We start from the raw sequence: 12,027 nt of genomic DNA, 5'->3' as shown, positions 1-12,027 counted from the left end.
CTGTGGGAGTTGGAGATTCAACGCTGTAATTTGAGTTGGATTGTCGCACTCCTCATTTCACTCTACTGGACTGTAATTGTGCGCATCAGCGCACGTCACAACACATTTAAAAGGGAGATCAAAATGATTGCAGCACTTGCTCTCGCGACGCTCGGGATGCTGTTGGCAGTAGCGGCGATTCTGATCGGGGTTCGCAAGATGGTCGGGGCCGAGAAGTGATCGCATACGAAACGTCCGAATTGACGTTCTGGTGGCTTGTCGAGCCGCCATTCGACCCGTTCGACGGGGCTGCGCGATGAGTGTGCGAGCTGTCGCTGAGCGTTCGTCACGTCTGCGATTGTCGTTAACATCCCGATTGTCGTGTGGGTTGAACTGAGCCACAACGAGATCGCCGAACATCTCGACCTTGCGATACTCGTGTTCTTTGCGTGCGAAATGGGGGTCAGGATCGCCCGACGGCGACGTAGATAGGGCGATTGGTGACCTGCCCGTCGCGGATCTTCACATGGATAGCGTCGATGAACACCACGGGGTACACCGGCTCCAGCGACCGGTTGCACCAGTCGGTCATCTCGGCCGATGACTTTGTCGGTGATCCGGGAAATGGTGTCCTTGCTCACCGTGGCGCCGTAGACATCGGCGAAGTGCGCAGCGACCTCGCCGGTCGTCAAACCCTTTGCCGTGAGCGACAACACGATCTCATCGATCCCCGTCAAGCGGCGTTGACGCTTCTTGACAATCTGCGGCTCGAAGCTGCTGTTGGTGTCGCGAGGCACCTCGATTTCGACCGGGCCGATCTCGGTGAGCACCGTCTTGGCCCTCGTGCCGTTGCGGGAGTTCCCACTGCCGCGTCCGGCCGGATCGTGCTTGTCATACCCGAGGTGCTCGCACATCTGCGCATCCAGCGCGGTCTCGAGCACGTTCTTGGTCAACTGGTTCAACAGCCCGTTCGGGCCAACCAGCTCGACACCTTGTTCCTTCGCTTGAGCCAGCAACTGCTCAGCCAGCTGCCGTTGATCCAGTTCCATCGCCACGGGATCGAGTGTTTCTGACATCGTCAGCCCTTCCCGCCAAGCTAACGCCCGGCGTGTCAGACCAAGATCAGATCCACCGTTGTTCAGACAGTCCCCGGCCTTGCAGTACGAATCCCACGTCGGGTAGCCGATGACACGGTCGGCGCGTTTCTTGTACGCCTCGGCGATCAGCTTCCATGTTTCGTCGAGCCGCTGTTTGATCTTGTCGGTCAGGGTGTGCGCCTCATCGACAGTCATCGACTTACTCACTTGGCCGCCTTGCGGGCCGCGCGGGACTTGCGCGCCATGTTCTGAAAGTGGGCTTCCAGGCGCTGCGGGCGCGTTTCTCGTCGCCGTCGTATTGATCAAGGAATTTCTGGAAGTGCGCTCGGCGGCCGTGCTCAGTGCGAGCCGTGCGGTCGATCGTGTTCGCCCAGCCCGTGTTTGAGGCGGCGCGATGCTGCAGCGGATTACCAGTATTGGACAGCGAGAGTTACAGACCATTCGTGAGCAGGAGACATCGGAATCGGAATCTGGAATCTCCCGATCCCCGCTCACAGGGCGCCCTCTCCCGAGAGGGCTGGGCGTCGTCGACATGCGCAGAACGCGCGAGATGGTCGAACGGATCAATGAAACGAGCTACACCAAACGTAGATCGGTTCCGTGGAAGCGTCAAACATCGGTACGAATGGGCGTCGTCCAGAACCGGATGGTTGCCGATCGTCAGACTATGAAACGAGCTGTTAGCTGTCTGATCGCATGACGCTAACGCTGTGAGCAGCGGTTACCGCAGTAACGCTTGACGCTTGCGCCTCGACTAGAGTCATTAGTTAACTACCGCAGCAGTAATCGAAGGACGGTCCGCGATGGCAGCTCCCGAATCGCCGTCGGCGGCTGCGCGGCAGCGCGCGGGCAGGTCCGGCTCCCGTCCGGCCAAGCTCAGCCGTGAAGGCATCGTCGACGGCGCCCTGACTTTCCTGGACCGGGAGGGGTGGGACTCGCTGACCATCAACGCGTTGGCTACCCAGCTGGGAACCAAGGGACCTTCGCTGTACAACCACGTGGACAGCCTGGAGGATCTGCGCCGCGCGGTGCGGATCCGGGTCATCGACGACATCATCACGATGCTGAACAGGGTCGGGGAGGGTCGCGCGCGCGACGACGCCGTGCTGGTCATGGCCGGCGCCTACCGCAGCTACGCGCACCATCACCCCGGTCGATACTCGGCCTTCACCCGGATGCCGCTGGGGGGTGACGACCCCGAGTACGCCGCGGCGACCCGCAACGCCGCCGCGCCCGTGATCGAGGTGTTGTCCTCCTACGGTCTCGGCCGCGACGAGGCCTTCCATGCGGCGATCGAATTCTGGTCCGCGATGCACGGCTTCGTGTTGCTGGAGATGACCGGTGTCATGGACGACATCGATACCGACGCGCTGTTCTCCGACATGGTGCTGCGGCTGGCCCGGGGTTTGGAGGCACAGGAGAGGCGCGCCCCGCGCGACAGTGCCGCACCGAAGTAGAGGCCTGCCGCCGCTTTTGACCTGCGAGACTGGCGCCGGGTATTGTGGTAGCTCGTGCCTGGCGGCTTACGGCGCCTGACGTAAGGAAGCGGATGCCGGGCTAATTCGCATGTCCACGACGCAACCGATCAAGCGGTTGCTCAGCGAATGCGACACTCCCGGCCGCGGGGTACGGACACTATTCCAAGGCTGGGCAAAACTGCAGTACAGAGACACCAAGACGCTCACGCCAACACAGGAAGCCGGTAGATGCCAACCATTCAGCAGCTGGTCCGCAAGGGTCGCCGGGACAAGATCGCAAAGGTCAAGACGGCGGCTCTCAAGGGCAGCCCGCAGCGCCGTGGCGTATGCACCCGCGTGTACACCACCACCCCGAAGAAGCCGAACTCGGCGCTTCGTAAGGTCGCGCGCGTGAAGCTGACGAGCCAGGTCGAGGTCACCGCCTACATTCCCGGCGAGGGTCACAACCTGCAGGAGCACTCGATGGTTTTGGTCCGCGGTGGCCGAGTGAAGGACCTGCCCGGCGTGCGGTACAAGATCATCCGGGGTTCGCTCGACACCCAGGGCGTCAAGAACCGCAAGCAGGCTCGCAGCCGCTACGGCGCCAAGAAGGAGAAGAGCTGATGCCGCGCAAGGGGCCCGCGCCCAAGCGTCCGCTGGTCAACGACCCGGTGTACGGGTCGCAGCTGGTCACCCAGCTGGTGAACAAGGTCTTGCTCAAGGGGAAGAAATCCCTGGCCGAACGCATTGTGTATGGTGCGCTCGAGAATGCCCGCGAGAAGACCGGCACCGATCCCGTAATCACCCTCAAGCGTGCTCTCGACAACGTCAAGCCCGCCCTCGAGGTCCGCAGCCGCCGCGTCGGTGGTGCGACCTATCAGGTGCCCGTCGAGGTGCGTCCCGACCGGTCCACCACGCTGGCGCTGCGCTGGCTTGTCAGCTTCTCGCGGCAACGCCGGGAGAAGACCATGATCGAGCGGCTGGCAAACGAGATCTTGGATGCCAGCAATGGCCTCGGAGCCTCCGTCAAGCGGCGCGAGGACACCCACAAGATGGCCGAGGCAAACCGCGCATTCGCGCACTATCGCTGGTGAGTGCTCCGGCGCTGGTGCCGGACGCAAACGAGACAGCTAACTGAGCAATCGAAAGTGGGAAGACTTCTGTGGCACAGAAGGACGTGCTGACCGACCTGAGCAAGGTCCGAAACTTCGGCATCATGGCGCACATCGATGCCGGCAAAACCACAACCACCGAGCGGATCCTGTACTACACCGGTATCAACTACAAGATCGGTGAGGTCCACGACGGCGCCGCCACCATGGACTGGATGGAGCAGGAGCAGGAACGCGGGATCACCATCACCTCCGCGGCCACCACGACGTTCTGGAAAGACAACCAGCTCAACATCATCGACACGCCCGGTCACGTCGACTTCACGGTCGAGGTGGAGCGCAACCTGCGTGTGCTCGACGGAGCGGTCGCCGTGTTCGACGGCAAAGAGGGTGTTGAACCCCAGTCCGAGCAGGTGTGGCGGCAGGCCGACAAGTATGACGTCCCGCGCATCTGTTTCGTCAACAAGATGGACAAGATCGGCGCCGACTTCTACTTCTCGGTCCGCACCATGGAGGAGCGGCTGGGCGCCAACGCCGTGCCGATCCAGCTCCCCGTCGGCTCCGAGGGGGACTTCGAGGGCGTCGTCGACCTGGTCGAGATGAACGCCAAGGTGTGGCGGGGCGAGACAAAGCTCGGCGAAACCTACGACACCATCGAGATCCCCGCCGAACTCGCCGAGAAGGCCGAGGAATACCGCACCAAGCTGCTGGAGACCGTCGCCGAGAGCGACGAGGAACTGCTGGAGAAGTATCTCGGCGGCGAGGAGCTCACTGTCGAGGAGATCAAGGCCGCGATCCGCAAGCTGACGATCGCCTCCGAGATCTATCCGGTGCTGTGCGGCAGCGCCTTCAAGAACAAGGGTGTGCAACCCATGCTCGACGCGGTCGTCGACTACCTGCCGTCGCCGCTCGACGTTCCGCCGGCGATCGGGCACCCGCCTGGCAAGGAGGACGAGGAGGTCGTCCGACACGCCACCACCGACGAGCCCTTCGCGGCGCTGGCGTTCAAGATCGCGACTCACCCATTCTTCGGCAAGCTCACCTACATCCGGGTGTACTCCGGCACCGTCGAGTCGGGCAGCCAGGTCATCAACGCCACCAAGGGCAAGAAGGAGCGTCTGGGCAAGCTGTTCCAGATGCACTCCAACAAGGAGAACCCGGTCGAGCGCGCCAGCGCGGGTCACATCTACGCGGTGATCGGGCTCAAGGACACCACCACCGGTGACACCCTGAGCGACCCCAACCAGCAGGTCGTGCTGGAGTCGATGACCTTCCCCGACCCGGTGATCGAGGTGGCCATCGAGCCGAAGACCAAGAGCGACCAGGAGAAGCTGAGCCTGTCGATCCAGAAGCTGGCCGAGGAGGACCCGACCTTCAAGGTGCACCTGGACTCCGAGACCGGCCAGACCGTGATCGGCGGCATGGGGGAGCTGCACCTGGACATCCTGGTGGACCGCATGCGCCGGGAATTCAAGGTCGAGGCCAACGTCGGTAAGCCGCAGGTGGCGTACAAGGAAACGATCCGCCGCGTGGTGGACAGTGTCGAGTACACCCACAAGAAGCAGACCGGCGGCTCTGGCCAGTTCGCCAAGGTCATCATCAAGCTTGAGCCCTTCACCGGGGAAGACGGCGCCACCTACGAATTCGAGAACAAGGTCACCGGTGGCCGCGTCCCGCGCGAGTACATCCCTTCGGTGGACGCCGGCGCGCAGGACGCCATGCAGTACGGCGTGCTGGCCGGCTACCCCCTGGTCAACGTGAAGGTCACCCTGCTCGACGGCGCCTTCCACGAGGTCGACTCGTCCGAGATGGCGTTCAAGATCGCCGGCTCGCAGGCGCTGAAAAAGGCTGCCGCCCAAGCCCAACCGGTGATCCTGGAACCGATCATGGCCGTCGAGGTCACCACGCCCGAGGACTACATGGGCGATGTGATCGGCGACCTGAACTCCCGCCGTGGCCAGATCCAGGCCATGGAGGAGCGGGCGGGTGCGCGCGTCGTCAAGGCGCACGTGCCGCTGTCGGAGATGTTCGGCTATGTCGGCGACCTGCGGTCCAAGACTCAAGGCCGAGCGAACTACTCCATGGTGTTCGACTCGTACGCCGAAGTACCGGCGAACGTGTCGAAGGAGATCATCGCGAAGGCGACGGGCCAGTGAGCTCCCACGGGGAGTAACCTGACCCGGTTAACACCGCGGCACAATTCAAGAAACCAAACTGCTTAACAAAGCACCAACAAGTCGGAGGACACAACAGTGGCGAAGGCGAAGTTCCAGCGGACCAAGCCCCACGTCAACATCGGGACCATCGGTCACGTTGACCACGGCAAGACCACACTGACCGCGGCGATCACCAAGGTCCTGCATGACAAGTTTCCGGACCTGAACGAGTCGAAGGCGTTCGACCAGATCGACAACGCGCCCGAGGAGCGTCAGCGCGGCATCACCATCAACATCGCGCACGTGGAGTATCAGACCGACAAGCGGCACTACGCCCACGTCGACGCCCCCGGCCACGCCGACTACATCAAGAACATGATCACCGGCGCGGCGCAGATGGACGGCGCGATCCTGGTGGTCGCCGCGACCGACGGCCCGATGCCGCAGACCCGCGAGCATGTGCTGCTGGCCCGCCAGGTCGGGGTGCCCTACATCCTGGTCGCGCTGAACAAGGCCGACGCCGTCGACGACGAGGAGCTGCTCGAGCTCGTCGAGCTGGAGGTCCGCGAGCTGCTGGCCGCCCAGGAGTTCGACGAGGAGGCCCCGGTCATCCGGGTCTCGGCGCTAAAGGCGCTCGAGGGCGACGCCAAGTGGGTCTCCTCCGTCGAGGAGCTGATGGACGCCGTCGACGAGTCGATTCCGGACCCGGTCCGCGAGACCGACAAGCCGTTCCTGATGCCCGTCGAGGACGTCTTCACCATTACCGGCCGCGGCACCGTGGTCACCGGTCGGGTGGAGCGCGGCGTGATCAACGTGAACGAGGAAGTGGAGATCGTCGGCATCAAGCCGACCAGCACCAAGACGACCGTCACCGGTGTGGAGATGTTCCGCAAGCTGCTCGACCAGGGCCAGGCCGGCGACAACGTCGGGCTGCTGCTGCGCGGTATCAAGCGTGAGGACGTCGAGCGCGGCCAGGTCGTCACCAAGCCCGGCACCACCACGCCGCACACCGAGTTCGAGGGCCAGGTCTACATCCTGTCCAAGGACGAGGGCGGCCGGCACACGCCGTTCTTCAACAACTACCGTCCGCAGTTCTACTTCCGCACCACCGACGTGACCGGTGTGGTGACGCTGCCGGAGGGCACCGAAATGGTGATGCCCGGTGACAACACCAACATCTCGGTGAAGCTGATCCAGCCCGTCGCCATGGACGAGGGGCTGCGGTTCGCGATTCGGGAAGGTGGCCGCACCGTCGGCGCCGGCCGGGTCGTCAAGATCATCAAGTAGGGACTCAGCGCAAGGCCCGGACTGCCGGCTACGGCGGTCCGGGCCTCGTCGTTTCTCACCGTCGAATATGGGATCGGTAGTGCGGTGGACCGCTAATCTGACACCGACTTCCCGGCAAGGCGAGGAGAAACGGGTGTTGGCACGCTATCTGAAGGCGCAGCTGATCGTTCTGCTGTGCGGCGGCCTGGTCGGGCCGATCTTCCTGATCGTCTACTACACGCTCGGAATGGGCGACCTGCTGCAGTGGATGCTCTACGTCGGCCTGCTGATCACCGTGCTCGATGTGGTGGTCGCGATCGCGCTGGCCAACTACGGGGCCAAGTCGTCGGCCAAGAACGCCGAGCTCGAGCAGCATGGAGTGCTGGGGCTGGCCCAGATCACCGGGCTCACCGAGACGGGCACTCGAATCAACGAGCAGCCGCTGGTGAAGGTGAACCTGCACATCTCGGGTCCAGGGATCGTGCCGTTCGACAGTCAAGATCGGGTGCTCGCCAGCGTCACCCGGCTGGGCAATCTTACCGCCCGCAAGCTCGTGGTCGTGGTCAACCCCACCACCCAGGAGTACCGAATCGACTGGGAGCGAAGCGCTTTGGTCAACGGGCTGGTGCCGGCACAGTTCACCCTGGCCGAGGACAACAGGACCTACGACCTCAGCGGGCAGGTCGGGCCGCTGATGGAGATCCTGCAGATCCTGAAGGCCCACAACGTTCCGCTCAACCAGGCCGGCGACCTGAGGTCCAATCCGGTGCTGCGCCAGCAGATCCAGGCCGTCGTGCGCAGGGCGGCCGAACAGCAGGCGCCGGCGGCATCGGGTGGCCCGGCACCGGTCGCCACGCCACCGCAACCGTCGATAGCCCAGCGGCTCCAAGAGCTGGAGACGCTGCGTGCCAGCGGGGCGCTGACCGACCAGGAGTACGCCGCCCGGCGGGCGCAGATCATCGCCGAGATCTGAGCCTCGAAGCGCTCGGCCCGATTAGAACACGTTCCAGTTTCGCTGCTAGCCTTTCAGACGTGGCTGGACAGGGCGGATCACTGCAGGGAAGGGTGGCGTTCGTTACCGGCGCCGCCCGCGCGCAAGGGCGGTCGCATGCCGTGCGGCTGGCGCGGGAAGGCGCCGACATCATTGCCCTTGACATCTGTGCGCCGGCGTCCGACACACTCACTTACAGCCCGGCCACGCCGGCGGACCTCGCCGAGACCGTCCGCCTCATCGAGGCGGAGGGCCGCAAGGTGCTGGCCCGGGAGGGGGACGTCCGCGACGACGCCGGGGTGCGGCAACTGGTGGCCGACGGTGTCGAACAGTTCGGCCGGCTGGACATCCTGGTGGCCAACGCCGGGGTGTTGGGCTGGGGCCGGGTCTGGGAGCTCACCGACGAGCAGTGGGACACCGTGATCGGAGTGAACCTGACCGGCACGTGGCGCACGCTGCGCGCCACGATTCCGCCGATGATCGCGGCCGGCAACGGTGGGTCCATCATCGTCGTCAGCTCGTCGGCGGGCCTGAAGGCGACGCCGGGCAACGGTCATTACGCGGCCAGCAAGTACGGGCTCACCGCGCTGACCAACACGCTGGCCATCGAACTCGGCGAATACGGCATCCGGGTCAACTCCATTCACCCGTATTCGGTGGAAACCCCGATGATCGAGCCCGAAGCGATGATGGAGATTTTCGCCAAGCATCCCCGCTACGTGCACAGCTTCCCGCCAATGCCGTTGCACTACAAGGGTTTCATCGCCGCCGACGAGGTTTCCGACGTCGTCGTCTGGTTGGCCGGCGACGGCTCGGGCACACTGACGGGCACCCAGATCCCCGTCGACAAGGGCGCATTGAAGTACTGACCGGCGACCGTGGTAAGAACACCACGTGACGGAAAAGGGCATCCTCATCGTCGGCGGAGGATTGGCCGCCGCTCGCACCGCCGAGCAACTGCGGCGGTCGGACTACGCCGGCCCGATCACGATCGTCAGCGACGAGGTGCACCTACCCTACGATCGCCCGCCGCTGTCCAAAGAGGTGCTGCGCAAAGAGGTCGACGACGCGAACACTCATGTCGCCCTCAAACCGCGCGAGTGGTACGACGAGCAGGACATCACCCTGCGGCTCGGTGCCGCCGCCACCGGTCTCGACACGGTCGCGCGGACGGTGACGCTGGCCGACGGAACCGTGCTGGGTTACGACGAGCTCGTCATCGCCACCGGGTTGGTGCCGCGGCGCATCCCGGCGTTCCCGGATCTCGAAGGCATTCGGGTGCTGCGCTCGTTCGACGAAAGCATGGCGTTGCGCGAGCACGCCTCGGCCGCGCAGCGCGCGGTCGTCGTCGGTGCCGGTTTCATCGGCTGCGAAGTCGCGGCCAGCCTGCGCAGCCTCGGAATGGACGTGGTGCTGGTCGAGCCGCAGCCCACGCCGCTCGCCGTGGTGCTCGGCGAGCGCATCGGCGAACTGGTGGCCCGGCTGCATCGCGAGGAAGGAGTCGATGTCCGCCTCGGTGTCGGGGTTGCGGAAGTGCGCGGCGACGGACATGTCGACACCGTGGTGTTGACCGACGGCAGCGAGCTCGGGGCCGACCTCGTCGTGGTCGGCATCGGATCACGCCCGGCGACCGAGTGGCTCGAGGGCAGCGGCGTCGAGGTCGACAATGTTGACAGAGGCGTCATCTGCGACGAGGCCGGACGCACCAGCGCACCGAACGTCTGGGCGCTGGGTGACGTCGCCTCCTGGCGCGATGCCACGGGACATCAAGCGCGCGTGGAACATTGGAGCAACGTCGCCGACCAGGCGCGGGTGATGGTGCCCGCGATACTCGGGAAGGACGCGCCACCGGCCGTCGTGGTGCCCTATTTCTGGAGCGACCAGTACGACATCAAGATCCAGTGTCTGGGGGAGCCGGAGGCCACCGACACCGTCCACCTCATCGAGGATGACGGGCGAAAGTTTCTCGCCTACTACGAGCGCGACGGGGTGCTGGTCGGTGTGGTCGGCGGCGGCATGCCCGGCAAGGTCATGAAGGTCCGCTCCAAGATCGCAGCCGCCGCTCCGATCGCCGAGGTGCTGGGCTGACATCGTCATGCCCAAGGTCGCGGTGCTCGACGATTACGCCGGCCTGGCCCTCGAGCTCGCCGACTGGTCTGAAGTGCAAACCCGGTGCGAAATAAGAGTTTTCGAGCGGCACCTGTCCGAGGTGGAGGCCCTGGAAGCGCTGCTGCCCTTCGATGTCATTTGCACGATGCGCGAGCGGATGCCGTTGCCGCGAACGCTCATCGAGCGGTTGCCTAACCTGAAACTGATCACCATCGTCGGCCGGAGCCTGCCCAACCTGGACATGGCCGCGGCCCATAAGTGCGGCGTCCTCGTGGCGCACTCCGACTTGGCGAGTCCTCGTTTCCGGGCAATGCGCGACCCCACACCGGAACTCACGTGGGGGTTGCTGATCGCAACGGTGCGCAATCTGGCCGAGGAGCATCGGCGGATGCGTGCCGGGGGATGGCAGACCACGACCGGTATGACGTTGTCCGGCAAGACGCTCGGGCTGGTGGGTCTCGGCAGGACCGGCAAGCGAATGGCGGAATACGCGAAAGTCTTTGGCATGCAGGTCATTGCGTGGAGCCAGCATCTCACCGAGGAGGCTGCGGCGGCGGCCGGCGCACGGCGGGTGGACAAGGCGACCCTCTTCGAGGAGGCCGACGTGGTCTCCGTTCACGTGGTGCTCTCGGAACGCACCCGAGGCCTGGTAGGGCAACCTGAGCTGGCCCGGATGCGGCCGCATGCCTATCTGATCAACACCTCCCGGGGCCCGATCGTGGACGAAGCGGCGTTGATCGACGCGCTCGCGAACGAGCGCATCGCCGGGGCGGGCCTGGACGTTTACGACATCGAACCGCCCCCGCCCGACCATCCGTTGAGAGCGCTCCCGAATGTGACGTTGTCTCCCCATCTGGGCTATGTCACCCGCGAAATGCTTGGCGCCTTTTACGAGGACACCGTCGAGGCCGTCGTCGCGTGGCTGGACGGGGCACCCATCCGGATCGCCGGCGCCGAGTCCCACGCTCAGACCTAGAACTGCAGGCCTAGAACTGCAGGCCTAGAACTGGCCGAGATAGAAGCGGGCCCCCTGGTCGTCGGTGCATTCGGCGGTGATCCCGTACGGTTGTCGCGCAGGCTCGGCCAGCACGCGGCCACCGGCCTGGCGCACGCGCGCGACGGCCGCATCAATGTCCGAGACGGTCCACATCGGCACCGTGATGGGGTTGGCGGTCCCGCCGGCGGCGCCGGCCATCGGGTGGGTCCCCACCACCTGCCAGCCGTCGGCGACCCGCCCGGGCTCGAAGGTCCAGCCCAGCACCCGCCCGTAGAAGTCCCGAAAGCCGGCGGAGTCCGGAACCTGGTAGGTGACGTACGCCAGCTCGCCGGGCCCGGAACCGTTGAGCTCCGGGCGCCTTCTCCCGGCGGGCGGCTCGAAGACCGCGAATGCCGTGCCCTGCGGGTCGGTGGCGTCGAGCAGGACGCCGTCGTCGGTGTTACGGGGCTCGCCCGGGACGCCCCCGGCCTGCGCTATCGCCGCCCGGGCGGCCTGCACGTCGGTGACGGCGTAACAGCAGAACAGGGTGGGAGGTGCGGCGTGAGCCGAAATACCAGTCGGCAGTTGGGTATTCGTGATCCGATGCGAAGCGGGATCGTACGTCCAGCCCAGGACGTGGTCGTAGAATGCGGCCGCGCGATCGGCGTCGGGGGTGCGGACGGAGACGTATCCGATGTCGCCGTGCCGTATTCCGGCCACCGGCGCGGCCGCGGGGCCGCTGAGCATCCAGCGATGCCCGAACGGGTCGATGATCGTGGCGTTGCGACTGCCGTAGCTTTCGTACACCTCGCGCTGGACGATGGCGCCGTGGTCGCGCGCCTTCAGCAGGGCGGCATCGGTGTCGGCGACGTGCAGCATCAGGC

Annotated in this window: 11 protein-coding genes and 1 pseudogene; 10 read left to right on the top strand and 2 right to left on the bottom strand. The window is 65.1% G+C overall.

Annotated features, from left to right (window positions below; translation table 11 throughout):
• The coding region (locus JO059_RS13965; RefSeq protein WP_293319633.1) for a hypothetical protein at nucleotides 1-219 on the top strand (219 nt) is incomplete at its 5' end.
• A gap of 232 nt (nucleotides 220-451) precedes the next feature.
• Here JO059_RS13965 and JO059_RS13960 read toward each other — a convergent pair.
• Nucleotides 452-1,055: pseudogene (locus JO059_RS13960) on the bottom strand (transposase); the annotation flags it as partial.
• An 824-nt stretch (nucleotides 1,056-1,879) separates the two neighbouring features.
• Between JO059_RS13960 and JO059_RS13955 the strand changes: the two are divergent.
• The 9 genes from JO059_RS13955 to JO059_RS13915 all read left to right on the top strand — a co-directional run bounded on the left by JO059_RS13955 (nucleotide 1,880) and on the right by JO059_RS13915 (nucleotide 11,143).
• A complete protein-coding gene (locus JO059_RS13955; protein WP_293319631.1) occupies nucleotides 1,880-2,533 on the top strand; it encodes a TetR/AcrR family transcriptional regulator in 654 nt (217 codons plus the stop codon).
• A gap of 249 nt (nucleotides 2,534-2,782) precedes the next feature.
• Nucleotides 2,783-3,157, top strand: a complete 375-nt coding sequence (gene rpsL / locus JO059_RS13950; RefSeq protein ID WP_007167812.1) for a 30S ribosomal protein S12 — start codon at nucleotides 2,783-2,785, stop codon at nucleotides 3,155-3,157.
• Nucleotides 3,157-3,627, top strand: a complete 471-nt coding sequence (rpsG, locus tag JO059_RS13945; protein WP_066907284.1) for a 30S ribosomal protein S7 — start codon at nucleotides 3,157-3,159, stop codon at nucleotides 3,625-3,627. Before rpsL ends, rpsG begins: the two co-directional genes overlap by 1 nt.
• A 68-nt stretch (nucleotides 3,628-3,695) precedes the next feature.
• Nucleotides 3,696-5,801: an elongation factor G gene (gene fusA / locus JO059_RS13940; RefSeq protein ID WP_293319626.1), complete on the top strand. Its 2,106-nt coding sequence runs from the start codon at nucleotides 3,696-3,698 to the stop codon at nucleotides 5,799-5,801.
• Nucleotides 5,802-5,897: 96 nt separating this feature from the next.
• A complete protein-coding gene (gene tuf, locus JO059_RS13935) occupies nucleotides 5,898-7,088 on the top strand; it encodes an elongation factor Tu (protein ID WP_293319624.1) in 1,191 nt (396 codons plus the stop codon).
• Nucleotides 7,089-7,221: 133 nt separating this feature from the next.
• Complete coding sequence (locus JO059_RS13930; RefSeq protein ID WP_293319622.1) at nucleotides 7,222-8,040, top strand: SHOCT domain-containing protein; 819 nt, start codon at nucleotides 7,222-7,224, stop codon at nucleotides 8,038-8,040.
• A 59-nt stretch (nucleotides 8,041-8,099) separates the two neighbouring features.
• On the top strand, nucleotides 8,100-8,927 hold the full coding sequence (locus JO059_RS13925; protein WP_293319620.1) for a mycofactocin-coupled SDR family oxidoreductase: 828 nt from the start codon (nucleotides 8,100-8,102) through the stop codon (nucleotides 8,925-8,927).
• Nucleotides 8,928-8,952: 25 nt separating this feature from the next.
• Nucleotides 8,953-10,146, top strand: a complete 1,194-nt coding sequence (locus tag JO059_RS13920) for an FAD/NAD(P)-binding oxidoreductase (protein WP_293319618.1) — start codon at nucleotides 8,953-8,955, stop codon at nucleotides 10,144-10,146.
• A gap of 7 nt (nucleotides 10,147-10,153) precedes the next feature.
• Nucleotides 10,154-11,143: a D-2-hydroxyacid dehydrogenase family protein gene (locus JO059_RS13915; RefSeq protein ID WP_293319615.1), complete on the top strand. Its 990-nt coding sequence runs from the start codon at nucleotides 10,154-10,156 to the stop codon at nucleotides 11,141-11,143.
• Nucleotides 11,144-11,167: 24 nt separating this feature from the next.
• Here the strand turns inward: JO059_RS13915 and JO059_RS13910 are convergent.
• On the bottom strand, nucleotides 11,168-12,027 hold an 860-nt coding region (locus tag JO059_RS13910; protein WP_293319613.1), incomplete at its 5' end, for a VOC family protein.

The organism is Mycobacterium sp. (assembly GCF_019247615.1).
GTDB lineage: Bacteria > Actinomycetota > Actinomycetes > Mycobacteriales > Mycobacteriaceae > Mycobacterium.
This window is presented reverse-complemented; position numbering and strand designations above follow the sequence as displayed.